A 25,792-nucleotide genomic window follows, 5' to 3' on the forward strand; every position below is an offset into this window, starting at 1 on the left:
CAGATGCGTATCAAATCCGCGTTGGCGGCGGTGGCGGTCGTCGCGCTGGCCGCCGCGTGCGGCAGCGGCGGCGGGGACACCGGCGACTCCTCGGGCGGGTCGGGCGAACCGGTCAAGCTGGACTTCCTCAGCCTCGCCTGGCAGAAGGAGTCGGTGGAGGCCAACAAGGCGATCGTCGAGGAGTGGAACAAGGCCAACCCGGAGATCCAGGTCACCTACGTCCAGGGCAGCTGGGACAACGTCAACGACCAGCTCGTCACCTCGTTCGAGGGCGGGGACGCGCCGGACGTCTTCCACGACGACTCGCCCGCGCTGGCCGGCTTCGCGTCCAAGGGCTACCTGCTCGACCTGAAGGACAAGCTGCCCGCCTCCCTGCAGAACGACATCCCGCAGGCCGCCTGGGACACCGTCACCTTCGACGACGGCAGCGGCAACCAGGGCGTGTTCGGCGTGCCGTTCCTCCAGGAGTCGCAGGTCATCATCGCCAACAAGAAGCTGCTCACCGAGGCCGGGGTGCGCATGCCCACGCCCGCGGAGCCGTGGACGTGGAACGAGTTCGCCGACGCGAGCAAGAAGCTCACCAAGGGCGACACGTACGGCGTCGCCTGGCCGATGAAGTCGCCGGTCAACAAGGTGCTCAACCTGGCGCTGAACTTCGACGGCACCTTCTTCCAGACCGCCGGCGGCAAGACCACCGTCAAGGTCGGCCCCGAGGAGAAGGCGGTCCTGCAGCGCATCCACGACCAGCTCTACAAGGACAAGACGGCCGACCCGGCGGCGCTCGGCATGGGCACCGCCGACCCGCTGCCCGGCTTCTTCGCCGACAAGTACGCGATGCTCCCGGTCGGCGTCTACCTGCGCCAGCAGGTGGCCGAGCAGGCCCCCGATGGCTTCGAGTGGGTGACGCTGCCGCCGCTCAAGGGCACCACCTCCAACCAGGGCGCGGTGTCGCAGACCCTGTCGGTGTCGGCCGACAGCGAGCACCAGGAGCAGGCCATCCAGTTCATGTCGTTCTTCCTGAACGGCAAGAACCAGGCCCGCCTCGCCAAGGGCGACTGGCTGCTGCCGACCTCGCAGGAGGCCGCCTCCGACCCGTCGATCACCGGCCAGGAGGACGGCTGGGACGTCGCCACCGCCTCCGCCAAGGACCTCGTGGTGGCGCCGTTCCTCAAGGTGAACGGCTACGACGAGTGGAAGAGCAAGGTGGCGACGCCGGTGCTGCAGGAGTTCTTCGCCAACAAGGTCACCCTGGACGAGGCGGCCAAGCGGCTCGTCGAGGAGGGCAACGACGTGCTGGAGCGGTATCAGCGGTGACGTATCGCGACAGGGCCCGGGGGTGTCTGCTCGGCCTGGCGGCCGGCGACGCCCTCGGGGCGCCCGCCGAGAACCTCACCCCGGCGGAGATCCGCCACCGCTGGGGGCGGCTCACCGAGATCGAGGGCGGCGGCACCGACGACACCGAGTACGCGATCTTCGCCGCCGGGCTGCTGGCCGAGCACGGGCACGGGCTGACGTCCGCGCTGGTCGCGGCCGCGTACCGGGAGCGGGTGATCCCGGCCGTGACCGGGCCGATGCGCGGGGCCGGGTTCTCCGAGCTCGGCACCGTCCAGGCGCTGCGGCGCGGGCTGGAGCCGCCGCTGACCGGGCTGGTCCACCAGCACGGGTGGTCCGACGGGCTCGCCATGCGGGCCGCCCCGTACGGGGTGTTCTGCCCGGGGGACCCGGCGGAGGCGGCCCGGCTCGTGACCGAGGACGGGCGGGTCAGCCAGTCGGGCGAAGGCATACTCGGCGGCCGCGCGGTCGCCGCGGCCGTCGCCGCCGCGATGGCCGGGGCCGATCCGTCCGACGCGGTGGAGGCGGCGCTGTCGGCGGTGCCCGCCGACTCGTGGACGGCCAGGAACATCATCCGCGCCCGCGCCGCCCTCGGCGCCGCCGACCCGGCCGTGGCGCTGCACGAGGCCGTCGTGGTCAGGCACTACCCGTGGACCGACGTCGCCCCCGAGGCCGTGGCGCTGGCTCTGGCCGCCTACCTGTACGGCGCGGGCGACGTGGAGGAGTCCGTCACCTTCGGGGTGAGCCTGGGCAGGGACGCCGACACCATCGGCGCCATCGCGGGCGCCGTCGCGGGCGCGTCGCGGGGCGAGCGCGGCGTGCCCGCGCGCTGGGCGGCCAGGATCGGCCCCGCCACCGGGAAGTGCCTGCCGGTCGTAGCGGGCCGGGACATACGGGACGTCGCTGACGACCTCGCCACCGCTCACGCAACCGCGAGCACCCGGGCGACGCGACCCGGCCGCGCCGGCGAGAACCCGGCGGGATCGGGGCCTCCCGGGGGAACCACGACGGAATCCGCGGGTACGCCGGGATCGGCGGCACTTCCCCGCCCGGCGGGATCTGCCGGTGCGGCTGGACGGCCTCCGGCGGGGCCGGGCGGATCCGCGGATGCGGCCGGAGGCGGAACGGCGGGGCCGGATGCCGGCGACGAGCGGATGGAAGGGCTGTAGGACGCATGTCGGGGGACAGGATCGCGGGAGCCGTCATCGGGCTCGCCGTGGGAGACGCCGCGGGCTGGCCCGCGGCCAGGCATCGGGCCGCGCTGCACGCCCCGTGGAGCCGCAGACTCCACCGGGAGCTGGACGCCTTCGCCGAGGAGCACAGGCTCACCACGCTGCCGGTGCCGTTCGCGCTCAACCAGCCGACCGCGCCGCTGGCCGTCGGCCCGTCCGACGACGCGGAATGGCTCGCCTGGACGCTGCTCACCATGGACACGCCGCGCGCCGACGCGTTCCGGGCGCTCGTCGGCCGCGACGACATCAGAGCCCGCGTCTCGGTCGCCACCGCCCTGGACAACCTGGCCAGAGGCGTCGAGCCGCCCGCCAGCGGCCACGACAACCCGCACCATTTCGACGACGCCGCCGCCGTGAGAGCCGTCGCCTACGGCCTGCGCGGCGCGGCACCGGACGAGGACGCCCAGGTCACCAACGCCGGAGACGGCCTGCTCGGGGCCCGCGCCGTCGCCGCCGCCGTGGCCGAGGCCGTCGCCACCGGCTCGGCGGCCGAGGCCGTCGGCGCCGCGCTCGCCGTACTGCCGGAGGACACCGCCATCGGGCACAACGCCCGCCTGGCGCTGGCCGCCGCCCGCGCGGCGGGCGACCCGTTCGGCGCGGTGCCCGCGCTGGACGCGGCCCTGCTCGACCATGTCTACAGCTACGGGGTGGGCGCCGCGCTGACCGTGCCCGCCGCGCTCGCCCTGACCGAGGCGTCGGACGGCGAGCTCGGCCGGGCCGTGCCCGCCGCCGCGTGCCTGGCCGCGCTGGCCGACTCGGCCCCCGCGCTCACGGGCGCGCTCACGGGGGCCTGCGGGGGGTACGGTGCGATCCCGGAGGGGTGGATCACACCGGCCCGCACGCTCGCCGGCTGTTGCCTGCCGGAGCTGGCGGGCAAAGATCTCATCGAACTTCTGAAAGGACTCTCATGACGCCGCTTGAAGACAGGGCGACTGGCTGCGTGGCGGGGGCGGCGGTCGGTGACGCGCTGGGCGGCGCGACCGAGGGCTGGACCCCCGAGCAGATCGTGGAACGCTACGGCGGCCGGGTCGAGGGCATCGTGCCGCCGTTCAACGACGACTGGCGCAACGCCCGCCCCATCGCCCCGTACCACAAGGGCGACGGCCACATCACCGACGACACGCTCATGACGCACGCGCTCATCCGCGTGTACGAGAAGGCGCGCGGCCACCTCGACGCGTACGCGATGGCCGAGCACATGGTGCCCGAGCTGATGGCCGAGCGTCAGTGGATCCCCGAGCTGGAGGCCGAGGCGCTGCCGCTGCAGCGGATCTTCCTGGCCGAGAAGTGGATCGTCGCCCGCCTCCACTACGGCCACGCCGACCCGCGCGAGGCCGGCACCGGCAACATCGTCAACTGCGGCGCCGCCATGTACGTGGCCCCCGTCGGCGTCGTCAACGCGGGCGACCCCGACGCCGCCTACGCCGAGGCCGTCGACCTGACCGGCGCGCACCAGTCCAGCTACGGCCGCGAGGCCGCCGGGGTGATGGCGGCGGCGGTGGCCGAGGCGATGCGGCCGGGCGCCACCGCCGACTCGGTCGTCGCCTCCTGTATCCGGCTGGCCAAGGACGGCACCCGCGCCGCCATCGAGGCCGTGTGCGAGACGGCTCGCGGGCTCGGCCACTGGGACGGTTCGTTCGAGGCGCTGCGCACCGCCGTGCGGCCCTACGACACGGTCGCCGACACCTACCGCGACCAGGGCCTCGGCGCCCGCAGGCCGAGCCGCGTGCACAGCATCGAAGAGCTGCCGCTGGCCCTGGCCTTCCTGGTGATCGCCAAGGGCGACTACCGGGAGACGGTGCTGGGCGGCGTCAACTACGGCCGCGACGCCGACTCCATCGCCTCCATGGGCGGCGCCATCGCCGGCGCGCTCGGTGGCCTCGGCGCGGTCCCGCAGGAGTGGATCGAGCGGGTGGGCATCGCCAGCCGCACCGACCTGGTGGCGCCCGGCCGCGCCCTCGCCGCCGTCGCCCGCCGCGTGCACGCCGGCGACGTGGCCCGGCGCCGCGCCCATGAGGCCGCGTTCGCCGCGCTCCTGGAGGATCGATGATCCGGCTCACCTGGGTCCAGCCCGAGGACCTGGTCGGCCACGAGCTGAGGCAGGCCGCCGAGGACGGCAGGGACGCCACGCTGGTCGCCAAGCGCTGGCACGCCGCCGGCGGGCACGACGCCCCGCCCCGCGCCGGCGCGTCCGAGCCCGGCGCGCGGGCGCTGCGCCCGCTCGCCGAGGAGCTTCTGGACGAGCTGGCCGCCCTCCCGTCGCCGCTCGACGAGCCCGGCGACCTGCTCGCGATCATCGCCGCCTGCCCCGGCTGGCCGCGGCCCGCGCGCGGCGTCGTCGCGGCCCACGACCGGGTGCTGGGCGCCTGGCAGGGCCGCGCCGCCGGGTGCGTGCTCGGCAAGCCGGTCGAGAAGATCCCGCGTACGGGCATCAGGGAGATCGCCGAGGCCACCGACAACTGGCCGATCCGCGGCTGGTTCACCGCCGAGGGCCTGCCGGACGAGGTGGCCGCGCGGTGGCCGTGGAACCGGCGCAGCGCCGTCAACTCCCTGGCCGAGAACATCGACGGCATCCCCGAGGACGACGACCTCAACTACCCGCTGCTCGCCCTGTCCGTGCTCGAACGGCACGGCCGCGGGTTCTCCACCGACGACGTGGCCAGGCTCTGGCTCGACGAGCTGCCCGCCGGGCGCACGTTCACCGCCGAGCGCGTCGCGTACCGCAACCTCCTCGACGGCGTCGAGCCTCCGCGGACCGCCACCCGCCGCAACCCGTTCAGGGAGTGGATCGGCGCGCTGATCAGGGCGGACGTGTACGGGTGGGTCAACCCGGGCGATCCCGGCACCGCCGCCGAGTACGCCTGGCGGGACGCCCGGCTCACGCACACCGCCAACGGACTCTACGGCGCCATGTTCGCGGCCGCCATGTGCGCCTCCTCGATGGTCGCCGGCTCCGCCGAGGAGGTCGTCGAGGCAGGGCTGTCGGTGGTGCCGCCCCGATCCCGGCTGCACCGGGCGGTCCGGCAGGCTGCCGAGGACGCCGCCCGCGAGGACGACTTCGAGCGCGTCGTCGACCTGCTGCACGAGCGGCACGGCGACCTGCACTGGGTGCACACGATCAACAACGCCGCCCTCATCGCCGCCGCCCTCGTGCACGGCAGCGGCGACTTCACCGCCACCGTCGCCGGAGCCGTCGCCGGAGGCTGGGACACCGACTCCGCCGGCGCCACCGCGGGCTCCATCGCCGGCGCGCTGAACGGCGGCGTCCCCAGCGAGTGGGCGCTGCGCGACAGCCTGGCCAGCAGCCTGACCGGCTTCGACGGCGTCGGCCTGGAACAGCTGGCCCGCCGCACCCAGGAGTTGATGCACCCGTGATCACCGTCTTCGGCAGCGCCAACATGGACCTGGTCGCCTACGTCGGCCGCGCGCCCAAGCTGGGCGAGACCGTGACCGGGCGCGACTTCCGCACCGTGCCCGGCGGCAAGGGCGCCAACCAGGCCATCGCCGCCGCCCGCGCGGGCGCTCCGGTGACGTTCCTGGGCGCGGTCGGCGAGGACGCCTTCGGCGCCGAGATGCGCGACACCCTCGCCGGGGCGGGCGTCGACGTCGGGCTGCTGCGCCGGGCGCCCGGCGTGAGCGGCATCGCGCACATCGTGGTCGACGACGAGGGCGGCAACTCGATCATCGTCGTCCCCGGCGCGAACGGCACCGTCACCGGCCCCACCGCGGCCGAGCGCGCCGTCATCGCCGCCTCGCGGGCGCTGCTGCTCCAGCTGGAGCTGCCGATGCCGGCCGTCACCGCCGCCGCCCGCGCCGCCCGCGAGGCCGGCGTGCCCGTCATCCTCACCCCCGCCCCCGCGCAGCCGCTGCCCGAGGCCCTGCTGGACGCGGTCACCCTGCTGCTGCCCAACGAGCACGAGGCCGCCGGCATCACCGGCGCCGCCGACCCCGGCGCCGCCCTGGACAAGCTGCTCGAACGGGTCGAGGAGGCGGTCATCACGCTCGGCTCCCAGGGCGCGCTGTACGGCTCGCGCGCGGGGGAGCGGCTCCACGTGCCCGCCGTACCGGTCAAGGCGGTCGACACCACGGCGGCGGGCGACACGTTCGCCGGGGCGCTCGCGGTGGCCCGCGCCGAAGGGCGTCCTGCGGCGGAGGCTCTCCGCTTCGCCGCGGCGGCGGCGGCGCTTTCCGTGCGGCGCGAGGGGGCGTCCACCTCGATGCCGCTCCGCGCCGAGATCGACGCCGAGCTCGCCGCCGCGCCCGGCTGACGCCGGCCCCATCGGATCCGGGCCCGCCCGCATCGAACCATGAGGTGAGGGCACGGGGAAGGTATGAGCGAGAACCCCGGCGACACGCCCCCTGCGGCGGACGGCCTCGGCGCGGAGAGCGACGTGGTCGCGGAGCGCTCCGGCGCGAGCACCGAGAAGTCCCGCCGCCCCATCCCCGCGGACCCTCCCGAGGCCCGCGACGAGCCGGAGCGGCCCGACGAGGACCGCCCCGAGGAACGAGACCACGCCGAGGGCGAGGAGGAACGCCCCGACATCGGCCCCACGGGCTGATCGCCGAGCACGTCTTTCTGATGCCGTCGCCGGTGGACGCGGATGGGCCCGACCTCGACCGTGAACGGGTCAGGAAGTGGCGCCCAGGAGCCGCCCCGGGGGCATGTATCCTCCTGGCGGCGGCGCAGCCACAGCACGGCGGCGGCCACGGCCGCGAGCCCCGCCGCGATCATGGCAGCTCCGCGGGCGAGACGTACCCGGCGGCCTGGAGGGCGAACATGCGGGCGTAGGGGCCGTCCGCCCTCATCAGGGAGTCATGGTCACCCTGCTCCGCGATCCGTCCGTCGTCGAGGCCGACGATGAGGTCGGCGCCGAGCCGGTGCGTGATGAGCAGGGTGGTGCCGCCCCGCCGGAGCCGCCGCAGCCGCGTGTGGATGTCGTGCTCGGCCTCGGCGTCCAGCCCGGCGCTCGGCTCGTCGAGGATCATCAGGTCGCGGTCGCGGCGCAGGAAGGCCCGGGCGAGCGCGACCCGCTGCCACTGCCCGCCCTACAGCATGGCCCCCACCTGCGGGTCCTCTTCGGGAAACGTGCCGGCGAAGATACGGGTCAGCAGCGTGTCGTAGCCGTGCGGCAGGCTCACCAGCACGTCGTGCACCCCGGCGCGGCGGGTCGCCTCCTCGATCCTGGCGGGGGAGTTCGCCGCCGACAGGTCGCCGACGGCCAGGTTGTCGGCGGCGCTGAAGTCGTACGCGACGAAGTCCTGGAAGGCGGCGCCGATGCGGGCGCGCAGTTCGGCGGCCGGGACGTCCCGGATGTCCGCTCCGTCCCACAGGATCGCGCCTCGCGCGCAGCGGCTTGACCAGCATGCTCGTGCCGGCTCCGTTGCGCCCGACGAGCGCCGTCGAACAGCCGTGCGGGATGCGCAGGCTGAGGCCACGCAGCACCCACGGGTGCTCGTCGCTGTAGCGGAACCAGACGTCGCGCAGTTCGATGCCGCTCCGAAGCGGCGGCAGGGCGCGGGGCGCGGCCGGCTCCGGCAGGTCGGAGCCGCTCCTGACGATCGCGGTGTAGTGACCGAACAGCAGCAGCCGGTGCGCCGAGGCGGCGGCGGTGACCGAGCCGCCGAGCGAGCCCTGCACGCCCGCGACCGCGGAGATGAAGATGGACACGTCCCCGACGGTGAACCGTCCCTCGGCGGTGCCGGCCAGCAGCCAGACCAGCCCGCCGCCGGAGATGGCCGTGGCCAGCAGGGCGAGCAGCCAGTTTCCTGCGGTCCATCGCGCGGCGGGCGGCGTTCATCCGGCCGCGCGGGAAGGGCCCGAGGCCGAACAGCCGCACCTCCTTGGTCGCCACCCGGAGTCAACGCGACAGTTGCAGGAGGCACTCGTCGCATAACGCGCCGCGGCAGCCGGCGGTCTAGATGACCGGCACATCGGCCAGAGGCGGGAACTCCGCTACTCGGACCCGCACGCTCGACGGGTCCCGCGGCAGGCTGATGACGGCCCAGTGCTCCTTGGTCTCCTGCGCTAGGTGGTCGCTCTTGTACTTGGTGGGGGTGCACAGGCAGTAGAGCCGGGAGCCTTGCCGGCCGTAGACGACCGCGGCCCCGTGGAGGGTCTTGCCCCGGGGGTCCACCACGTCGACGTTCGTGGCGCCGCCGATGCCGCCCCTGCCCGGCAGGGCCGTCGGGCGATCGCTGAGGTCGTGCAGCCAGGTCTCCTTGATGCCGTTGTTGGTGGTCCTGAAAACCATGAGGCCGATCCCCTCGCTGATGACGCGGATGGGGTCGACCTCGACCGTGAAGGGTTGTCCCTTGACGTTCGTGCTGCTGCTACCGCCGGGACGCCCCGACTCGACAGGGCTCGGCGTGCTGCTCGGGGAAGGCGCGGGCAGTGTTCCCGGCCGGTCGAAACTGACCGTTACCCGGCGGTTCTTGCGCCGGCCGTCCGCGTCGGCGTTGGAGTACAGCGGCTGGGCGGAACCGTGGCCCCGCGCACGGAACGTCACCCCTTCCCGGGTGACCAGCGATGCGAGATCCTTGCGCACGGTGTCGGCCCTGCGTTCGGAGAGCGGCTGGTTGATGGCGTCGGTGCCGGTCGAGTCCGCGTGGCCGTCGATCGCGACCTCGGCGGCGTCCGACTCGTCGATCTGGCCCGCGGTGCGTTCGAGCACGTGGCGCGCGCCCGCGGACAGGTCCGCCTTGTTCACCTTGAAGAGCACGTCGGAGGAGAGGTTGATGCGTGCCCGCCGATCGTCCGTGGTCGTCTCCATGCTGTTGTCCAGGCTGGCCGAGGGCAGTTCCACCGGATAGGAGAGCGGCGTGAGCTGGGCTGTTGCCGGGTCCGGGATCTGCTGGTTGGGCGGCGGCTGCGGTGGTTCGTCGCTGATGGGGACGTTGACGAAGGGCGGGGCGAACGGGGTGTACACGGTCGCCGAGGTGGCGCCCCCAGAGGGCGCGGGCACCAGCGCGAAGAAGGTGCGTGGCTTGCCCGGTTCGAGCCACGGCCTCTCGAAGTCGTCCTCCACGGTGCAGGCGCAGCCGCCGTCAGGCGTGGTCGACGGCATGAGCAGGCGGCCGGCGGCGGCGTCGACGATGCCGAGGCCGGATGCCATGTCGTCCTTGTCGCGCCCGCTTGCCATGCGGTCCTCGACGTGGTGCCACACGTACATGGAGCGTTCGCCCGTTTCGGTGAGACGTACCTGGACCGCGACATGGTCGCCGATCCGGTTGAGTCCGACGAGGTCGGCCCGGACGGTGCGCTTGCCGTGGTCCGCGTGGGTGGCGAGGGCGCCGGCGAGGGGCCGGCGGGCGTCGGCGTGCGGATCGCTGTAGGAGGGGCTCGTGGAAGCGGAAGGGGTGGCTGTGCCTTGCGAGGGCTGGGGCGTGTCGGGCTCAGCCGGAGCGGGCGCCGACGCGTCCGCGGCCGGAGAGGCGGCGCGATCCGGCTGGGGCAGCACACCGCAGGACGTCAACACGGCCAGGGCGCACGCGGCGGCGCTGAGTCTCAGCGGACGTGACTTCCCACGGACATCATGGGCCACAGGGGTGTCAGTCATCGGGGAACTCTATAGAAGAGGATCTCTGAAAAGCGGCCAGTTCGCCGCAATTGCCGGCGAGCGTCCGTACGGCATGGCCTGGCCGATGGTGAGCAGGTAACCAGGGTCAGCGCGACAGGTGCAGGAGGCACTCGTCGCGGTAACGCTCCGCGCGCGCCCGCAACCCCGACTGGTCCGCCAGCAAGGACCGGGACACCGAGGGCAGCACCGCGTGCCGCGCGGCGGCGAACACCCGCCCCACGTCGGCCGGCGTCGTTCCCTGGGCGCCCAGCCCCGGCGCCAGGATCGGGCCGTTGAGGCCGAGCGGGTCGCGCCCGGCGTTCGCGGCCCGTACCCCCTCGTAGATCTCCCCCGTATCGGCCTCGTCGGCTGATGCCGGTCAGTCGGTGAGGTTGAGTGGTGTGGTGATGACCAGCTCCCAGCCGGGTTCCGGGGCGGCGTCGTAGTCCAGCCACACGATCACCGGCCTGCCCTCGTTGTCCAGGGTCATCGCGAGGGTTTCGCCGGCGCCGCCGCGGATCCTGGCCACCGGAGTGCTCGTGCAACGGCCCCCGGTGCACGTCGCCAGCATGATCCGGGTCCCCTCGGCGTTCTGGAAGGCGACCAGGAGTCGGCCCGCCCGGTCCAGGATTAGCGCCGGGGTGGCCAGGTCCGTGTCGCCGGCGTCCAGGGTGACGACGTCCGCCCGCGCGCAGTCAGGGGTGCGGCAGTCCAGCAGCTTGGCCGCACGGTCGCGTACGTCCCGGTACGCGATCATCGGACGGCCGTCCGCCCGCACCGCCAGCGTGAGCCCGGTCTCCTGGCGCAGCCCGGCGTCGTCCCGCGCCGGATACGGCGGCACCGGCCTGGTCACGCGCGGCTGCCGGCAGCCCGCGTCCGCGCACGAGATGACGTGGATCTGGCCGGTGACGACGTCGAACCGGGCGGCCACCGGCCGGTCACCGGGCCCCGCCGCGACCGCCAGGACGGGCGGGCCGTTCAGATACGCGGCCGGGGCCAGCCGCGCGGCCTCGCTCGGCTCCGGCCGGGAACAGGCCGCGTCCGCACAGGAGATGAGGGTGACGAGGTCGTCGCCGTCGTCCGCCCGCTCCCTGTCGGCGAAGGCCACGACCAGCCCGCCGTCCCGTCGTACCGCCATCGCCACCCCCGCGTGGAACGGCCGGTCGCGCGCCTCTGCGACGACCGCCCCGCCCGGGGCCGCCGCGCAGGCGAAGGTCCCGCAGTGTGACACCCTGAGCCGCGGCCCCGACCAGGTGGTCACCGCCATCCTGCCGTCCGGCAGCCGCGCGGCGGCGTACCCGTTCCTCGCCTTGTCGGAGAGAGCCGCCACGTCGTCCGCCCAGGCGAGGCCGGCCCGCTCGCAGGAGGGATCGCCGCACGTCAGCACGCCCGCGGCGGTGTACAAGCCGTCCACCACCACCTTCACCTCGCCGTCGTGACCGGCGTGCGCGCTCCGCAGCTCCCACGGCCGGAACGACAGCGTCCCGGCTCCCGATCCCCGGGCCTCGGAATCCTCGCCTCCGGACACCACCGTCTCGGTGACCTCCGTCCACCCGAACGGGTTGACCAGCACGATCCCGCCGAACAGCAGCCCCGGCGCCAGCACCACCGGCCACAGCGCCGCCCTGACCGGCCGCGCCGTCCCGGCCGGCACGCCGTGCTCCAGGTCCTCGTCATGCGTCTCGGTACGCCAGGCCACGCAGTGCAGGAACTGCCGCGCCACCACGGCCGCCTGGACCGGCGTCACGGCCAGCGCCAGGACCGTCCCGGCCACCGCCCACCCCGCCGTGGACAGCGGCCCCGGCAGCGGCTCCAGGCCGTGTTCCGCCGCCCGCGCCACCGCCACGGGCACCACGACCACCCCGAGAGCCAGCGTGCAGGCCGTCGGCAGTTCCCGGTAGCGGACCAACCGGTAGGCGCGGACGACCGCGCCCGGCGCCGTGCACCCGTGCAGCATGACCGACGGCACGGCCAGCAGGCCGGGCATCGCCACCAGCCCCAGCACCACCATGACCACCGTGGCCGGCCATTCCCGGCCGGTCACCACCAGCACGCCGAACCCGGCGGCCGTGATCGCCACGTACGCCACCGAGGCCAGCACGACCAGGAGAAACATGGCCGGGAACCGCCGCGCGGCCATCCGCAGCGCCACCACCGGCGGAACCCGGCGGCCCACCAGCCACCCGGCCGCGAGCACCACCGTCGCCGGGAACACCACCGCCTGGGCGAGCACCACCAGCGCGGCCAGTGTCACCGTCCAGGCCAGCAGTTCCCCGCCGGACGCCCCGATCAGGTCCAGCCGCCCGTCGACCACCGCCGCCGACCCGCCCGCCCACACCACCATCAGCAGCAGGACGAACCCGGACAGAGGCGCATGCACGAGCGCGCCGGGCACCGCGAGCGGCACCAGCCGCCGTACCCCGTCCAGAGAGCCCCGCCACAGCACCCCGGAGCCGCGCATCCGCTCCACCAACTCGATGCGTGTCATGGGGGAACGGTGACAGAGGGCAGCCTCCGTCCACGTCTCATGTGTCGCGAACGGTCTGATTTCGCCCGCCAGCCCGCCCTGTACAGGCGACGATATCCACACCGGTATGAAAGCCGGTCGAATATCACTATTGGACGGACCCGGCCGGTTTCTGATCTTCTTTTCGGCATGACACGACTGCGACTAGGGGTTCTGGCATCGGCCGTCGCCGTGCTGCTGGGCGGTCTCGCGCCCGGGGCGGGCGCCGCCACCGGCTCCGAACTGGACAAGACGCTGCGGGAACTGGAGAAGACCTACGACGGGCGTATCGGCGCGGTCGGCATCGACCTGGCGACCGGCAGGACAGTCGGCTACCGGGCCGGCGAGCGCTTCCCGTTCAACTCCGGCTTCAAGGTGTTCGCGTGCGCGGCCGTGCTGCACAAGGCGCGCACCAGCGCCCCCGGGCTGATGGACAAGGTGATCCGCTGGAAGCCCGCCGACATGGCCGAGCTGACCGGGAACTCCCCGGAGACCACCGAATACACCGACACCGGGATGACACCCGCCCAGCTGTGCCGCGCCGGCATCACCAAATCGGACGGCTTCGCGGGCAACACCCTGCTGAAGCAGATCGGCGGGCCGCCCGGCCTCACCCGGTTCTTCCGCGCCACCGGTGACCGGACCAGCCGCCTGGACCGTACGGAGCCCACGCTCACCCACTGGGCGCCCGGCGAGAGGCGCGACACCACCACCCCCGCGGCGGCCGCCCGGACCTTCGCCGAGCTGACCACCGGCAAGACCCTCCACGCGCAGGACCGGGCGCGGCTGGTCGGCTGGCTGAAGGCCAGTCTCACCGGGGCCAACCGGATCAAGGCGGGACTTCCCAAGGACTGGACGGTCGGCGACAAGACCGGCACCGGCGGCGCGAGCAACCACGGCACGGCCAACGACGTCGCGATCGTCTGGACCCCCGGATCGAGCGCGCCGATCATCCTTTCGGTCTTCACCAACCGCAACGACGACGACACTCCGCACGACGACAAGGTGATCGCCTCCGCCGCGACCGCCCTGGCCAAGGCCCTCGGCAAGCTGTAACAGCCACCGGGCAGTCGCGACGCCGTCCCTGTCAGGGGGGCACAGTCCGTGCGGCAGCCCTTCGGAGAGACGTACGCGGGACAGCCGGTCACGCGCAGCGGGGCGGGAACGCGCCGGGCGTGCTCACAATGCCCGCTCCGCCGCCTCCTGCTGCCGCAACAGCTCGGCGAGCTGGGCGACGTCGTCAGCGTCGATCGTCTGGCAGAGACCGTGTCGGATCTCGTGCTGCGACAGGCGTCGGCCGTTCCGGGTCGCCCACAGGCGTCCTGCGGAACTGCGCCACATGCACCAATCAGGAAAAGTCACCTGGAGGTCTTCGAGAATTACCGGTGTGGACATGCGGTAAGACTGCTTACTCAAGAGTGACGAATCCACCACGTTATTCAGACGTCCGGGATGTGATGGAGTTACGCTCAGAACGTCCCTGGCGTCCTCCAGTCCGAGGTGTATCGTGACCAACGTCTCTCTACGCGCCGCCATGCTGAACGCCCAGGTCGCGAACCAGAGCTTGGCCGACCGGTGTGGAGTTGACGTCAAGACGGTCGAACGCTGGTTGCAGGACGAAGCTCGTATCCCGCACCTGCGGCACCGGCGGGCCGCCGCAGAGGCACTAGGAGTTGAGGCAGCCGTGCTATGGCCAGACGCAATCCGCAACACAGTGAAAACGGGGCCGGGCAAAGAAGTCTTGTCAGTTTATCCGTATCGCTCTGCATGCCCGAAATCGATTTGGCGCAATCTCATCAACGCGGCGCGCAACGAGATCGTGTTCGCCGGTTACACGAATTACTTCCTGTGGCTGGAACATCCCAATCTGGCGAAGGCGCTCAAGCGGAAGGCTCAACAGGGCTGCAAGATCCGGTTCCTCGTCGGCGACCCGGAGAGTGACGTCACACGGAGCCGTGAGGAAGCGGAGAACGTCCCCTTGACCGTGTCCACACGCATCCGGATCACGCTGTCGGAGATCGAGCGGCTACGCGACGTCCCTGGGATCGAGGCCAGGTACGGCGACGAGCACATCGCCATGAGCGTGTTCCGGTTCGACTCCGAGATGCTTGTGACGCCTCACCTGGCCAAGCTGGTCGGACACGACTCGCCCATGCTGCACCTGAGGCGTCATCAGGACGACGGCCTGTTCGATCGGTTCGCCTTCCACGCCTCGGAGCTGTGGAGCAGCGGCAGGGACGGGTGGGCTGACGGGGGCAAGGGGCGGGCGTGTGGGAAAGCGACGGGTGGTGTCAGGGGCTCAGGTGGTGGGCGCACTCGTCGCGGTAGCGTTCCGTACGGGCCCGTAGTCCGGTCTGGTCCGCCAGCAGGGACCGGGAGGCCGACGGCAGCACCGCGTGCCGTACGGACGCGAACAAGCGTCCGACGTCGGCCGGAGTCGCTCCCTGGGCGCCCAGCCCCGGCGCCAGGATCGGGCCGTTGAGGCGGTCGAGCGGGTAGCCGGGGTCGGTCACCGTCGCGCCCACCACCACGCCCACCGAGCCGAGCGGGTCGCGACCGGCGTTCGCGGCCCGTACCCCCTCGTAGATCTCCCCGGCCACCGCCTCCTGCAGGCGCGCGCCCTCGGGGTTGGAGGTGCGGGCGAGGACGAACACGCCCGCGTCGGCGGCCAGCGCCGAGGTGATCGCGCCCGCCAGGCTGCCGAACCCCAGATAGGGGCTGAGCGTGACCGCGTCGGCCGCCAGCGGGCTGCCCCGGTCGAGGTAGGCCTCCGCGTAGGCGGCCATGGTGGCGCCGACGTCGCCGCGCTTGACGTCGAGCAGCACCAGCGGGCCGGCGTCGCGCAGGTCGGCGACGGTGCGCTCCAGCACCGCGACGCCCCGGCTGCCCCAGCGCTCGTAGAAGGCCGACTGCGGCTTGACCACGGCGGCCAGGTCGCTCACCGCGTCGACCACACCCCGGCTGAAGTGTTCGAGACCGGCGGGGGAGTCGTCCAGCCCCCACGCGTGCAGCAGCTCGGGACTGGGGTCCAGCCCCACGCAGAGCGGTCCGTACTTGTCGATCCTGGCTCGTAACCGTGTTCCGAACGACTCGGTCATCACACGCCCCCTTCGTGAAGTCGCATGGGCAGTCTTCCCGAGCGGGCGCTCCGGGTAAAGCGACGAACATGTACGAGATCGCTCGCCGCACGCTGACGTTGCGCACCGAGCCCCCTCGGGAGGTGGTCGCCGCCATCGGCATGCCGTACGCGGAGGCCGGGGGAGACTGGTCCTGCCCGTACCGGATCGACGGGCTGGCCGGCTGGGAGCACGAGCGGAAGGCCACGGGAGCCGAATCCCTGCAGGCAGTGGAGCTGGCGATGGCGATGGTGCGGGCGGCGCTGGCGGGCTCGCACGAATCCAGGGAGGGCCTGCTCGCCTCGGAGGAGGAGCCGGGCGGCAGACGTCCGTGCACCGTCTACACCAGCTGGGACCGCTACCACAACATCGCCTATATATCGATGAAGCATGAGATCGTGGCGGGCGAGGCGGCGCGGCAGGTGGTCGCCGACGGCGTGGTGCTCGACTTCGGCGGCGGCGGCGAGCTGCTGGGCGTGGAGCTGTCCGACGCCGAGACCCTGATGCCGGCGCAGATGCGGCTGTAGGCCACCGCTCGACCGATCCGCTGTGCTAATACGAATTAGTTCTTGACCGCGCAGTGCGTGCGGTCGCACAATGTCGCACTAATGCGCATTAGCAACGGAACGGGTGACCGACTGTGACGAGTTCGGGGCGGCGTCTGACGCAGCAGGACATCGCGCGGATGGCCGGGGTGAGCCAGACCACGGTGTCCCTGGTGCTCAACGGAAAGGCCGAGAGCGAGGTGCGGATCTCGCCCGAGACCCGCGACCGGGTGCTCCAGGTGATCCGCGACACCGGCTACGTGGCCGACCCGGCGGCGCGCCGGCTGGCCGAGCGGCGCAACCGCATCTACGGCGTGTTCACCTACGAGGCGGTCTTCCCCGCCGAGAGCGCCGACTTCTACCACCCGTTCCTGGTCGGCATCGAGGAGTGCGCCGAGGAGGCGGGCTGCGACCTGCTGCTGTTCACCAGCGCCAAGGCGGCGCAGGGGGAGCGGCGGCGGATCTTCAGCGCGGAGAGCCGGATCCGGCTGGCCGACGGCTGCGTGCTGCTCGGCCGCACCGTCGACCGCGACGACCTGGCCAGGCTGCTGGCCGAGCGCATCCCGTTCGTCTCGGTCGGCCGCCGCGACGACGCGGGCGGGCCCGTGCCGTACGTGGGCGCCGACTATCCGCCGGCGGTGCGCGCGCTGGTCGCGCGCGCCGCCGCGCTCGGGCACCGGCGGATGGCCTACGTCGGCGTGGGCCGCGGCGCGGAGTCGTACGCCGACCGGCTGCGCGGCTTCACCGCGGGCGTCGCGGAGACCGGCGCGGAGGGCCTGCACCTGACCACCACCGCCGGGCTGTTCGAGTCCGGCGCGACCGTGGTGTTCGCCGAGGAACTGGCCGACGGCGCGGCCATCGCCGAAGCGGCCCTGGCCCGGGGCCTGGACGTGCCGCGCGACCTGTCGATCGTCGCGCTCGGCGCGCCCACCAGGCCGGTCTCCACCGACATCGACTTCACCGGGTTCCGCATCCCCCGGCGCGAGATGGGCCGCAGGGCCGTCGAGCTGCTCACCCGGGTGCTGGAACGCGGCGGAAACCCGCAGGAACTGCTGGCGTGCGAGCTCGTCGACGGATCGACGCTGGCGCCCGTCCCCGACGAAAGGTGATCCCCCACGTGGTTGAGATATCGGCAGACGCGCTCGTCGTGGGCGGCGGGCTGGGCGGCGTGGCCGCCGCCCTCGCCCTGCTGCGGGCGGGCCGCTCGGTGGTGCTCACCGAGGAGTACGACTGGCTGGGCGGCCAGCTCACCAGCCAGGCGGTGCCGCCGGACGAGCACACCTGGGTGGAGCGGTTCGGCGTCACCGCCAGCTACCGGGCGCTGCGCGACGGCATCCGCCGCTACTACCGCGACCACTACCCGCTGACCGAGCGGGCGCGGGCGTGGGGCGAGCTGAACCCCGGCGCCGGCCACGTCAGCAGGCTCTGCCACGAGCCCAGGGTCGCGGTCGCGGTCATCGAGGCCATGCTCGCCCCGTACCGCGGGTCGGGCAGGCTGCGCGTGCTGCAGCCGTACCGCCCGGTGGCGGCCGAGACCGACGGCGACCGCGTGACGGCGGTGCGGCTCGCGCACCGCGACGGCGGCGGCGAGATCACCGCGACCGCCGCGTACGTGCTGGACGCCACCGAGACCGGGGAACTGCTGCCGCTGGCCGGGGTCGAGTACGTCACCGGGTTCGAGTCGCAGGCCGAGACGGGCGAGCCGAGCGCGCCGCAGGAGGCCCAGCCGCTCAACATGCAGGCCGTGTCCGTGTGCTTCGCGATGGACCACGTGGACGGCGACCACACCGTCGACAGGCCGGCCTCGTACGACTTCTGGCGGTCCTACCAGCCGTCGTTCTGGGGCGACAAGCTGCTGTCGTGGCGCTGCCCCAGCCCGCGCACGCTGGAGATCGTGGAGCGTTCCTTCACCCCCAACCCCGGCGACGACCCCCGGCTGGTGGAGGCCGACCAGCGGGTCAACCCCGGCGACGCCAACCTGTGGACCTTCCGCAGGATCGCCGCCCGCGACAACTTCCTGCCCGGCGCGTACGAGAGCGACATCACGCTGGTCAACTGGCCGATGATCGACTATCTCGAAGGCCCCGTCATCGACGTGCCGGACGCCGGCCGGCACCTGGCGGCGGCCCGCGAGCTGTCCCTGTCGGTGCTCTACTGGCTGCAGACGGAGGCGCCCCGCCACGACGGCGGCACCGGCTACCCCGGCCTGCGCCCGCGCGGCGACGTGACCGGCGGCGCCGACGGGCTGGCCATGGCCCCCTACATCCGCGAGTCCCGGCGCATCCGGGCCCTCACCACCGTCACCGAGCAGGACCTGTCCGCGGCGGTGCGCGGCGACAAGGGCGCCGTCTCCTACCCCGACTCGGTGGGCGTCGGCATGTACCGCATCGACCTGCACCCCTCGACCGGCGGCGACAACTACATCGACGTCGCCTGCTCCCCGTTCGAGATCCCCCTCGGCGCGCTCATCCCGCGGCGGACGGTCAACCTGCTGCCCGCCTGCAAGAACATCGGCACCACGCACATCACCAACGGCGCCTACCGCCTGCACCCGGTGGAGTGGAACGTCGGCGAGGCCGCCGGCGCGCTCGCCGCGTTCTGCCTGGACCACGCCACCACCCCGCACGCCGTGCGGGAGGACGAGCGGCTCCTGGCCGACTACCAGCACCGCCTCACCCGCGACGGGGTGGAGCTGCGCTGGCCCGACGTCACCGGATATTGACGAAGGAGAACCCCCCTATGAAGACGAAGCTGGCCGCCCTCACGCTGAGCGTCCTGCTCACGGTCACCGCCTGCGGCGGCGGAGGCGGCGACGCGCCGGCCGCGCAGGGCCCGCAGCCGCTCAGGATGACGATCTGGACCTCGAACGAGGCCCATCTCAAGCTGTTCAAGGAGATCGCCGACGACTACCGCAAGACCCGCCCGGAGACCGGCGAGATCACCTTCGACCCGCTGCCGTTCGAGAACTACACGACCACGCTCACCACCCAGATCGCCGGCGGCAACCCGCCCGACCTGGCCTGGATCCTGGAGAACTCGGCCCCCGACTTCGTCGGCTCCGGCGCGCTCGTCCCGCTCAAGAGCAAGATCCAGAACCCGGGCGAGCTGGTCCCCGCCGCGACCAAGCTGTGGGAGAAGGACGGCGAGCTGTTCGCCTACCCGTTCTCCACCTCGCCGTTCGGCGTGTTCGTCAACACCGACCTGGTCAAGGCCGCGGGCCAGAAGACGCCCCAGGAGCTGATCAAGGCGGGCCAGTGGGACTGGGAGCACGCCAACGAGATCAACAAGGCGGTGGCCGCCAAGGGCAAGCACGGCCTGACCATCTGGGACTTCGACTACAAGGGCTGGGACAACCTGGCCACCATCTGGCGCGGCTGGGGCGCCACCGCCTACAGCGAGGACGGCACCGCCTGCCGGTTCAACAGCCCCGAGATGGTCGAGGCGATGACGTTCCTGCACACGATGATCTTCAAGGACAAGGCCATGCCCGCCCCCGGCACCGTCGCCGACTTCTTCGCCGGCGACGCCGCCATGGTCGTCGCGCAGATCTCGCGCGCCGCCATGCTGGAGGACGGCGAGTTCGGCTGGGACCTGGTGCCGCTGCCCGCGGGGCCCAAGGGTGAGTACGCGGTCATCGGGCAGGCCGGGATCGGCGTGCTGAAGAAGTCGCCCAACGCCGAAGCGGCCGCCGACTTCCTCGCCTTCTTCACCGACGAGGCGAACTCCGCCAAGCTCGCCGCCTACTTCCCGCCCGCCCGCGACTCCCTGCTCACCGCCGAGACCATGGCCAAGACCAGCCCGCTGCTCAAGCCCGAGCAGCTCCAGGAGGTCGTGATCGACGGCATCGAGACCGGCGTCGTCAAGCCGAGCCACACCGGCCAGGCCGAGCTGGCGCAGACCGTCCGGGCCTCGCTCGACGCGCTGTGGGTGGCTGACGCCGACGTCAAGACCGTGCTGGACGGCGTGTGCGCGAAGATCCAGCCCATGCTCGGCGCGTGACATGACCGCGACGGACATCGGCGACCGGGTGGCGGGTCGCGCCGCCGCCCGGCGCCGCCCCTTCTGGACCATCCCGCGCCGCGACGCCCTCGTCGGCTACCTGCTCGTCTCGCCGCAGCTCGCCGGCAGTGTCCTGTTCGTGCTGCTGCCGCTCGGCCTCGTCGTCTGGTACAGCCTCCAGGAGTGGAACGTGCTGGCCGGGACGTTCGAGTTCGTCGGCGGCCGGAACTACGAGAAGCTGCTCGCCGACCCCAACATGGGCGCGGTCCTGACCAGCACCGCGCTGTTCTCGGCCGGCCTGGTCGTGCTCAACCTCGCCCTCGCGCTCACCCTGGCCATCCTGCTCAACCAGAAGCTCGCCGGCACCACGTTCTTCCGCACCCTGTTCTTCTCGCCGGTGCTGGTGTCGCTGGTCGCCTGGACCATCGTCTGGCAGTTCCTGCTCCAGGGCGAGGGCGGCGTCAACGGGCTGCTCGCCGTCGCCGGGGTCGACGGGCCCAACTGGCTGCGCGGCGAGGGCACCGCGCTGCTGTCGGTCGTCGTCGTCCAGGTGATCAAGAACGTCGGCCTCAACATGGTGCTCTTCCTGGCCGCGCTGCAGGGCGTGCCCAGGCAGCTCTATGAGGCCGCGCACCTCGACGGAGCCGGCGCGTGGACCCGCTTCCGCCGCGTCACGGTGCCGCTGATCAGCCCGACCATCCTGCTCACCTCGATCATCACCGTGGTCGGGTCGCTGCAGGTGTTCGCCCAGATCGCGGTGCTCACCCAGGGCGGGCCCGGCATGTCGACCACGGTCCTCGTCTACTACCTCTACCAGCAGGCCTTCCAGTTCCGGCACTTCGGGTACGGGGCGACGCTGTCGGTCCTGCTGTTCCTGATCGTCGCCGTGCTGACGCTGGTGCAGTGGCGGATGCGCCGGAAGTGGGTCTTCCATGAGTCGTAGGGTCAAGCTCGCGTTGTACGGGGCGCTGTGCGCGCTGTGCGTGCCGTTCGTTTTCCCGACCTGGTGGATGGTCACCTCGTCGGTCAAGCCGATCAGCGACATCTTCTCCTTCCCGCCGTCGCTTCTGCCCGGCCGGTGGGACTTCTCCTCGTACGGGCGGGTGTTCGAGCTGCAGCCGTTCGCCCAGCAGTACTGGAACAGCCTCTACATCGCGGCCGTCGTCACCGTGGGCACGATGGCGGTCGCCGCCATGGCCGGCTACGCCTTCGCCCGCATCCGCTTCCCCGGGCAGAACGCGCTGTTCGTGGTCGTGCTCGTCGGGCTGCTCATCCCGAGCGAGGTGACGATCGTCCCGTTGTTCCAGATGTTCCACACCGCCGGTCTGACCGACACGCACTGGCCGCTGATCCTGGTGCCCATCCTGGGCGCGCCGAGCGTGCTGGCCACGTTCATCATGCGGCAGTTCTTCATCGCGCTGCCGGGCGAGCTGGAGGAGGCGGCCCGCGTCGACGGGCTCGGCCGGTTCGGCACCTTCGCCAGGGTCGCGCTGCCGCTGGCCCGGCCCGCGCTCGGCGCCGTCGCCATCTTCACCTTCCTGCACTCGTGGAACCTCTACCTCGAACCCATCGTCTACCTGTCCACGCCCGCCAACTTCACGCTCCCGCAGGCGCTCACCCAGTTCGTCGACGCCTACGGCGGGCCCATGTGGAACGTGCAGCTCGCCGCGGCCAGCATGACGGCGCTGCCCGTCCTGGTGGTGTTCGTGCTGGCGCAGCGCCAGTTCATCGAAGGGCTGGCGCACACCGGGCTGAAAGGCTGACCACGTCATGCGCCCGCCCTGTCCTGCGCCGCCATCACCTCCTCGGCGTGCTCGAACGCCCACGCGCCGAGCGCGCCGATCGGCTCCACGAGGCTTTGGCCCAGGTCCGTCAGCTCGTACTCGACGCGGGGCGGCGCCTCGGCGTAGGCCCGGCGGTGGACCAGGCCGTTGAACTCCAGGCGGCGCAGCGTCTCGGTGAGCATCTTCTGGCTGATGCCGCCGATCTGGACGCGCAGGTCGGCCGGGCGGCGGGGGCCGTGGCGCAGCGACCACAGGACGACCGCGTTCCAGGTGTTGGCCAGCAGGTCGAACGCGAGCCTGGCCTGGCAGTCGGCGAGGAACAACGCGGCCTCCGTAAGGCACCGGATGGTGCGTATCGGGCTTTCTAGGGTCTCTCCTACATGTACCAGCACGTGGAGGAGTGACATGCGGATCGGGATCCTGGGAGCGGGGAACATGGCCGGCGCCCTCGGCGCCCAGTGGACGAGGGCCGGGCACGAGATCATGGTGAGCGGGCGCGACCCGGCCAGGGCGGCGGTCCTGGCCGCGACGACGGGCGCCCGGGCGGGGACGTTCCGGGAGGCGGCCGGGTTCGGGGACGTCGCCGTGGTGGCGGTCCTGGCCGAGGCGGTGCCCGCGGTGCTCGCCGAGGCCGGGGACGCGGCGCGGGGGAAGCCGGTGATCGACGTCACCAACGACGTGGGACCGCACGGTTTCCGGCCCGTCGCCCGCGAGATCGCCCGGCTGAGCGGCGGGCACGTGGTCAAGGCCTTCAACCTGTGTCACGTGGACGTGTGGCGGATGACGCCGCCCGTCTTCGGCGGGCGCCCGCTCGCCGTGCCGCTCTGCGGCGACGACCCGGACGCGCTCGCGCTCGCCCGCGGGCTGGCCGAGGACCTGGGGTGCGCACCGGTCGACGGCGGCGGGCTCGGCCGGGCCGAGCTGCTGGAGGCGACGGCCGCGTTCATGATCGGCCTCTGGTCCGGCGGCGCCGACGCCCAGGCGGTGCTGCCGCCCTTGGAACACTCCGGCGCCCACCCGCCCGCCTGACGGGCCCCGGGTACGACTCCTGGTGTACACGCGATGACGACCGGCGGCGGATGCCCGCGAGGGCGGGGGCCGCGATCCTGGTGATCTCGTACGAGGTCGAAGGAGAAACCAGTGGTCACCCAGGTCGTGCAGCGCAGCGGATATCTGACGGCGTTCCGGGCGGCGGCGCTGCTCAACGCGGCGGCGGTGCTCTTCCAGGCCGTCACGGCCGGCCAGATGCTCGGCGGCGCGGGGCCGGGCATGCACGGGGCGGGCTCGGGGGCCGTCCACGTGCTCGGCCTGGTCCTGCTGGTCACGGCTGTCCTGTTGTGGCGGCCGGGGCGCGGCGCGGGCTGGCCGGCTCTGGTCAGCCTGGTGGCGCTGCTGCTGGGGTTCGTGCAGACGATGCTGGGCGGTTCCGGCCAGGTGCTGGTCCACGTCCCGCTCGGGGCGGCGCTGTTCGGGGTCAGCGTGTGGCTCGTGACCTGGTCGTGGCGGCCCTAGCGGCCGGGTCCCGATGCCTGGCCAGGTGGTCGGCCCTGCGGATCGGCTCGGGCAGCCGGTAGCGCGGCGTCAGGGCCAGCACCTGGCCGGTCGCCGTCTCCAGCGAGATGCGGTGCCCCTGCGACACGTACACCGGCTTGACGCCGTCACGGGTGCGCAGGGCACGTCCGACCACGACGCCGTCCAGCTCGATGGGCGACCACGCGCCGCGCTCCGGGGGCGGCGGCTCGTGCGCGCCCACGAAGGGGGTCTTGCCGACGCCCAGCGCCGGCAGGCCCGTCAGCACGCCCACGTGGCAGGCCAGGCCGAAGCCGCGCGGATGCGCCAGCCCGTACCCGTCGCACACCAGCAGGTCCGGCGTGACGGTGAGCCGCTCCAACGCCTCCACCAGCGCGGGCAGCTCGCGGAAGGCGAACAGGCCCGGCACGTAAGGGAAGGCCGCCTTGCCGTTCACCACCACCTGCTCCACCACGGACAGCGTGGCCGCGTCCAGCACCACCACGGCGGCGGACAGGTCGTCGTCGCCGTGGTAGTGCACGTCCAGGCCCGCGACCGTGGCGAACCGGTCCGGGCCGGTCAGCTCGACGCGCGGGCGGAGCAGCTCCTGGACGGCCTCCGCCTCGGCGACGCTCTCCGGCCAGGGATGAAGAAGATCGACACGCACCCGGTCAACCTACGCCGGGCCACTTCTATACCGATACAAGATTAAGCAAAGGCCCAGATGGTGAAACTTCTGTAGTGTCGGAAGTCATGAGCGATGTCCTGGTGCTGATCGGCCCTGGACTGGCCGCGGACGAGGCCCTCCTGGGCGAGATCGCCGAACGCGAGTTCGTTTCCCTGGGCGTGCGCGGGGTCATCACCCGCGTCCGCGACCCCGATGACGTCCGGGCCCGCACCCGCCGCCGCCATCCGGGCTCGGGCGGCGGGCAGGGGGAGCGGCACAACTCGGCCGGCCACGCGGTCGTCATCCTGCCGGGACCCGGCGAGCTCCGGACCCTGATGGCCGAGCCGCTCGGACCCGTCACCTGGCTGGACATCTGGCGGGCGGACGGCGTCGAGGTGGCCGAGGACGCCACCCACCTCCACGGCCGCGGCCTCGCCGGCCTCCGGTGGGCCGTCCGCCACGCGGTCCACCGCATCAGACACCCCCACGTCCGCATCCCGTACGGCCCGCATCGAGACCAGTGGGGCCACCTCTACCTCCCGTCAGCGCGCGACGCGGGGCCCGCGCGTGCGGTTCCGGAGGGCGGCGCCCCTTCGGGGGCCGCACCCAAGGACGGGCCCGCGAGCGCGGCTGCGGAGCACGGCGCCCTTTCGGGGGTGGGTGCGGGGTCCACGCGCGCGGTTCCGGAGGGTGATGTCCCTTCGGGGGATCCCTCGCCGGCCGGCGACGTGGGGTCCGCGATCCCGGTCGCGGAAGGTGATGCCGCTTCGGGGGAGCATGGGGTCCCCCTGCTGCCCCGCAGGCGTGCCGCGGCGCCGGGGGTTCGTGCCGGGGAGGCGGCCGGGGGGCCGTCGCCGGTGGTGGTGCTGGTGCACGGCGGATACTGGCGGTCCGTCTGGGCGGCCGACCTCATGGAGGCGCTCTGCGCCGATCTGACCGCCCGCGGGCTCGCCGTCTGGAACCTCGAGTACCGCCGCCCCGACCTGCACGGCTGGGACGCCACCACCGCCGACGTGGCCGCCGGGATGGAGGCGCTCACCCGCCTGGACGCGCCGCTCGACCTGGGACGCCTGGCGGTCGCGGGACACTCGGCCGGGGGCCAGCTCGCGCTGCGGGCCGCCGCCGACGGCGCCGGGGTGGCGCTGGCCGTGTCCCTGGCCGGGGTGCTCGACCTGGTCGAGGGCGACCGGCGCTGGGTCGGCACGGGCGCGGTGGCCGCCGCGCTCGGCGTCACCACCTGGGACGACCTCCCCGAGCGGGAACGCTCCACCGCCGAACGCGTCTACGGCGGGGCGTCGCCGCTGGTACGGGTGCCGATCAAGGTGCGGCAGCTGATCGTGCAGGGCTCCGGCGACGACCTGGACCTGGTGGACTTCGGCCGACGGTACGCGCGCGCCGCAACGAACGCCGGAGACGAGGTGACCTATCTGGAAATGGTGGGTGACCACTTCGCCGTCATCGACCCCCGCACCCCCATCTGGGAAGCCACCGCCCACGCCATCGCCGAAGCGCTCCACTAGCTCTGGACATCACGCTGCCTCGCCCG

26 protein-coding genes are annotated in these 25,792 nt (G+C 72.8%); 17 read left to right on the forward strand and 9 right to left on the reverse strand.

Features of this window, described 5'->3' with window-relative positions; genetic code table 11:
• The first annotated feature begins 3 nt into the window (after positions 1 to 3).
• The 7 genes from ACZ6YG_RS19680 to ACZ6YG_RS19710 all read left to right on the forward strand — a co-directional run bounded on the left by ACZ6YG_RS19680 (position 4) and on the right by ACZ6YG_RS19710 (position 7,123).
• Entirely contained in the window at positions 4 to 1,314 is a 1,311-nt protein-coding gene (locus tag ACZ6YG_RS19680; RefSeq protein ID WP_148030725.1) for an ABC transporter substrate-binding protein, read from the forward strand.
• The gene (locus ACZ6YG_RS19685; protein ID WP_466018797.1) at positions 1,311 to 2,501 is read left to right on the forward strand and encodes an ADP-ribosylglycohydrolase family protein; all 1,191 of its coding nucleotides are present in this window, start codon (positions 1,311 to 1,313) and stop codon (positions 2,499 to 2,501) included. The genes ACZ6YG_RS19680 and ACZ6YG_RS19685 overlap by 4 nt, the downstream gene beginning before the upstream one ends.
• A gap of 5 nt (positions 2,502 to 2,506) precedes the next feature.
• Entirely contained in the window at positions 2,507 to 3,475 is a 969-nt protein-coding gene (locus ACZ6YG_RS19690; protein ID WP_466018798.1) for an ADP-ribosylglycohydrolase family protein, read from the forward strand.
• Complete coding sequence (locus ACZ6YG_RS19695) at positions 3,472 to 4,614, forward strand: ADP-ribosylglycohydrolase family protein (RefSeq protein ID WP_466018799.1); 1,143 nt, start codon at positions 3,472 to 3,474, stop codon at positions 4,612 to 4,614. The genes ACZ6YG_RS19690 and ACZ6YG_RS19695 overlap by 4 nt, the downstream gene beginning before the upstream one ends.
• Complete coding sequence (locus ACZ6YG_RS19700; RefSeq protein WP_466018800.1) at positions 4,611 to 5,939, forward strand: ADP-ribosylglycohydrolase family protein; 1,329 nt, start codon at positions 4,611 to 4,613, stop codon at positions 5,937 to 5,939. The genes ACZ6YG_RS19695 and ACZ6YG_RS19700 overlap by 4 nt, the downstream gene beginning before the upstream one ends.
• Positions 5,936 to 6,832 carry a ribokinase gene (gene rbsK, locus ACZ6YG_RS19705; protein ID WP_364232264.1) on the forward strand — a complete coding sequence of 299 codons (897 nt, stop codon included), beginning with the start codon at positions 5,936 to 5,938 and terminating at the stop codon, positions 6,830 to 6,832. Before ACZ6YG_RS19700 ends, rbsK begins: the two co-directional genes overlap by 4 nt.
• Positions 6,833 to 6,895: 63 nt before the next feature.
• Positions 6,896 to 7,123 carry a hypothetical protein gene (locus ACZ6YG_RS19710; RefSeq protein WP_148030730.1) on the forward strand — a complete coding sequence of 76 codons (228 nt, stop codon included), beginning with the start codon at positions 6,896 to 6,898 and terminating at the stop codon, positions 7,121 to 7,123.
• A 169-nt stretch (positions 7,124 to 7,292) separates the two neighbouring features.
• On the opposite strand, the gene ACZ6YG_RS19715 is transcribed toward ACZ6YG_RS19710, so the two are convergent.
• The 5 genes from ACZ6YG_RS19715 to ACZ6YG_RS19735 form a co-directional block, all read right to left on the reverse strand.
• Positions 7,293 to 7,550 carry a hypothetical protein gene (locus tag ACZ6YG_RS19715; protein WP_261808458.1) on the reverse strand — a complete coding sequence of 86 codons (258 nt, stop codon included), beginning with the start codon at positions 7,548 to 7,550 and terminating at the stop codon, positions 7,293 to 7,295.
• Between the two features lie 60 nt (positions 7,551 to 7,610).
• Positions 7,611 to 8,000, reverse strand: a complete 390-nt coding sequence (locus ACZ6YG_RS19720; RefSeq protein ID WP_466018801.1) for a hypothetical protein — start codon at positions 7,998 to 8,000, stop codon at positions 7,611 to 7,613.
• A 479-nt stretch (positions 8,001 to 8,479) separates the two neighbouring features.
• Positions 8,480 to 10,120 carry an OmpA family protein gene (locus ACZ6YG_RS19725; RefSeq protein WP_466018802.1) on the reverse strand — a complete coding sequence of 547 codons (1,641 nt, stop codon included), beginning with the start codon at positions 10,118 to 10,120 and terminating at the stop codon, positions 8,480 to 8,482.
• A gap of 106 nt (positions 10,121 to 10,226) precedes the next feature.
• The gene (locus ACZ6YG_RS19730) at positions 10,227 to 10,361 is read right to left on the reverse strand and encodes a hypothetical protein (protein WP_261808460.1); all 135 of its coding nucleotides are present in this window, start codon (positions 10,359 to 10,361) and stop codon (positions 10,227 to 10,229) included.
• Between the two features lie 138 nt (positions 10,362 to 10,499).
• On the reverse strand, positions 10,500 to 12,608 hold the full coding sequence (locus ACZ6YG_RS19735) for a hypothetical protein (protein WP_466018803.1): 2,109 nt from the start codon (positions 12,606 to 12,608) through the stop codon (positions 10,500 to 10,502).
• Positions 12,609 to 12,776: 168 nt separating this feature from the next.
• Here ACZ6YG_RS19735 and bla point away from each other — a divergent pair, with 168 nt between their 5' ends.
• A complete protein-coding gene (gene bla / locus ACZ6YG_RS19740; protein ID WP_466018804.1) occupies positions 12,777 to 13,682 on the forward strand; it encodes a class A beta-lactamase in 906 nt (301 codons plus the stop codon).
• Positions 13,683 to 13,805: 123 nt separating this feature from the next.
• Here bla and ACZ6YG_RS19745 read toward each other — a convergent pair whose 3' ends face one another.
• Positions 13,806 to 14,021, reverse strand: a complete 216-nt coding sequence (locus ACZ6YG_RS19745) for a hypothetical protein (RefSeq protein WP_148030734.1) — start codon at positions 14,019 to 14,021, stop codon at positions 13,806 to 13,808.
• An 896-nt stretch (positions 14,022 to 14,917) separates the two neighbouring features.
• Positions 14,918 to 15,724 (reverse strand): orotidine-5'-phosphate decarboxylase, encoded by an 807-nt coding sequence (gene pyrF, locus ACZ6YG_RS19750; protein WP_364232251.1) that lies wholly within the window; start codon positions 15,722 to 15,724, stop codon positions 14,918 to 14,920.
• A 68-nt stretch (positions 15,725 to 15,792) separates the two neighbouring features.
• Between pyrF and ACZ6YG_RS19755 the strand changes: the two genes are divergently transcribed.
• The 6 genes from ACZ6YG_RS19755 to ACZ6YG_RS19780 all read left to right on the forward strand — a co-directional run bounded on the left by ACZ6YG_RS19755 (position 15,793) and on the right by ACZ6YG_RS19780 (position 22,049).
• The gene (locus ACZ6YG_RS19755; RefSeq protein ID WP_148030736.1) at positions 15,793 to 16,269 is read left to right on the forward strand and encodes a DUF6968 family protein; all 477 of its coding nucleotides are present in this window, start codon (positions 15,793 to 15,795) and stop codon (positions 16,267 to 16,269) included.
• Between the two features lie 113 nt (positions 16,270 to 16,382).
• On the forward strand, positions 16,383 to 17,396 hold the full coding sequence (locus ACZ6YG_RS19760; RefSeq protein WP_364232247.1) for a LacI family DNA-binding transcriptional regulator: 1,014 nt from the start codon (positions 16,383 to 16,385) through the stop codon (positions 17,394 to 17,396).
• Positions 17,397 to 17,404: 8 nt separating this feature from the next.
• A complete protein-coding gene (locus ACZ6YG_RS19765) occupies positions 17,405 to 19,009 on the forward strand; it encodes an FAD-dependent oxidoreductase (RefSeq protein WP_271279794.1) in 1,605 nt (534 codons plus the stop codon).
• 17 nt (positions 19,010 to 19,026) lie between these two features.
• Positions 19,027 to 20,286, forward strand: a complete 1,260-nt coding sequence (locus tag ACZ6YG_RS19770) for an ABC transporter substrate-binding protein (protein WP_466018805.1) — start codon at positions 19,027 to 19,029, stop codon at positions 20,284 to 20,286.
• 1 nt (position 20,287) lies between these two features.
• Positions 20,288 to 21,229 carry a carbohydrate ABC transporter permease gene (locus ACZ6YG_RS19775; RefSeq protein ID WP_466018806.1) on the forward strand — a complete coding sequence of 314 codons (942 nt, stop codon included), beginning with the start codon at positions 20,288 to 20,290 and terminating at the stop codon, positions 21,227 to 21,229.
• Positions 21,219 to 22,049, forward strand: a complete 831-nt coding sequence (locus ACZ6YG_RS19780) for a carbohydrate ABC transporter permease (protein ID WP_148030740.1) — start codon at positions 21,219 to 21,221, stop codon at positions 22,047 to 22,049. Before ACZ6YG_RS19775 ends, ACZ6YG_RS19780 begins: the two co-directional genes overlap by 11 nt.
• A gap of 5 nt (positions 22,050 to 22,054) precedes the next feature.
• Here the strand turns inward: ACZ6YG_RS19780 and ACZ6YG_RS19785 are convergent, their stop codons facing one another.
• Positions 22,055 to 22,393, reverse strand: coding sequence for a winged helix-turn-helix transcriptional regulator (locus ACZ6YG_RS19785; protein ID WP_466018807.1), 339 nt, complete (start codon positions 22,391 to 22,393; stop codon positions 22,055 to 22,057).
• An 82-nt stretch (positions 22,394 to 22,475) separates the two neighbouring features.
• Here ACZ6YG_RS19785 and ACZ6YG_RS19790 point away from each other — a divergent pair, with 82 nt between their 5' ends.
• Complete coding sequence (locus ACZ6YG_RS19790) at positions 22,476 to 23,099, forward strand: NADPH-dependent F420 reductase (RefSeq protein ID WP_466018808.1); 624 nt, start codon at positions 22,476 to 22,478, stop codon at positions 23,097 to 23,099.
• A 111-nt stretch (positions 23,100 to 23,210) separates the two neighbouring features.
• Positions 23,211 to 23,582 carry a hypothetical protein gene (locus ACZ6YG_RS19795; RefSeq protein ID WP_148030743.1) on the forward strand — a complete coding sequence of 124 codons (372 nt, stop codon included), beginning with the start codon at positions 23,211 to 23,213 and terminating at the stop codon, positions 23,580 to 23,582.
• Here ACZ6YG_RS19795 and ACZ6YG_RS19800 read toward each other — a convergent pair.
• The gene (locus ACZ6YG_RS19800; protein WP_148030744.1) at positions 23,545 to 24,246 is read right to left on the reverse strand and encodes an endonuclease V; all 702 of its coding nucleotides are present in this window, start codon (positions 24,244 to 24,246) and stop codon (positions 23,545 to 23,547) included. The two genes, ACZ6YG_RS19795 and ACZ6YG_RS19800, sit on opposite strands and share 38 nt — an antisense overlap.
• Positions 24,247 to 24,332: 86 nt before the next feature.
• On the opposite strand from ACZ6YG_RS19800, the gene ACZ6YG_RS19805 reads away from it, so the two are divergent.
• Positions 24,333 to 25,766: an alpha/beta hydrolase gene (locus ACZ6YG_RS19805; RefSeq protein WP_466018809.1), complete on the forward strand. Its 1,434-nt coding sequence runs from the start codon at positions 24,333 to 24,335 to the stop codon at positions 25,764 to 25,766.
• The last annotated feature ends 26 nt before the right edge of the window (positions 25,767 to 25,792 follow it).

It is taken from the genome of Nonomuraea sp. NPDC054003 (assembly GCF_055585125.1).

Bases quoted from the DNA above. Each gene is read 5' to 3' on its own strand.
- ACZ6YG_RS19680 (WP_148030725.1), top strand. From the start codon at position 4: ATGCGTATCAAATCCGCGTTGGCGGCGGTGGCGGTCGTCGCGCTGGCC.
- ACZ6YG_RS19715 (WP_261808458.1), bottom strand. From the start codon at position 7,550: ATGATCCTCGACGAGCCGAGCGCCGGGCTGGACGCCGAGGCCGAGCAC.
- ACZ6YG_RS19805 (WP_466018809.1), top strand. From the start codon at position 24,333: ATGAGCGATGTCCTGGTGCTGATCGGCCCTGGACTGGCCGCGGACGAG.
- ACZ6YG_RS19700 (WP_466018800.1), top strand. From the start codon at position 4,611: ATGATCCGGCTCACCTGGGTCCAGCCCGAGGACCTGGTCGGCCACGAG.
- ACZ6YG_RS19790 (WP_466018808.1), top strand. From the start codon at position 22,476: ATGCGGATCGGGATCCTGGGAGCGGGGAACATGGCCGGCGCCCTCGGC.
- bla (WP_466018804.1), top strand. From the start codon at position 12,777: ATGACACGACTGCGACTAGGGGTTCTGGCATCGGCCGTCGCCGTGCTG.
- ACZ6YG_RS19770 (WP_466018805.1), top strand. From the start codon at position 19,027: ATGAAGACGAAGCTGGCCGCCCTCACGCTGAGCGTCCTGCTCACGGTC.
- ACZ6YG_RS19710 (WP_148030730.1), top strand. From the start codon at position 6,896: ATGAGCGAGAACCCCGGCGACACGCCCCCTGCGGCGGACGGCCTCGGC.
- ACZ6YG_RS19755 (WP_148030736.1), top strand. From the start codon at position 15,793: ATGTACGAGATCGCTCGCCGCACGCTGACGTTGCGCACCGAGCCCCCT.
- pyrF (WP_364232251.1), bottom strand. From the start codon at position 15,724: ATGACCGAGTCGTTCGGAACACGGTTACGAGCCAGGATCGACAAGTAC.
- ACZ6YG_RS19775 (WP_466018806.1), top strand. From the start codon at position 20,288: ATGACCGCGACGGACATCGGCGACCGGGTGGCGGGTCGCGCCGCCGCC.
- ACZ6YG_RS19745 (WP_148030734.1), bottom strand. From the start codon at position 14,021: ATGTCCACACCGGTAATTCTCGAAGACCTCCAGGTGACTTTTCCTGAT.
- ACZ6YG_RS19780 (WP_148030740.1), top strand. From the start codon at position 21,219: ATGAGTCGTAGGGTCAAGCTCGCGTTGTACGGGGCGCTGTGCGCGCTG.
- ACZ6YG_RS19695 (WP_466018799.1), top strand. From the start codon at position 3,472: ATGACGCCGCTTGAAGACAGGGCGACTGGCTGCGTGGCGGGGGCGGCG.
- ACZ6YG_RS19735 (WP_466018803.1), bottom strand. From the start codon at position 12,608: ATGACACGCATCGAGTTGGTGGAGCGGATGCGCGGCTCCGGGGTGCTG.
- ACZ6YG_RS19725 (WP_466018802.1), bottom strand. From the start codon at position 10,120: ATGACTGACACCCCTGTGGCCCATGATGTCCGTGGGAAGTCACGTCCG.
- ACZ6YG_RS19690 (WP_466018798.1), top strand. From the start codon at position 2,507: ATGTCGGGGGACAGGATCGCGGGAGCCGTCATCGGGCTCGCCGTGGGA.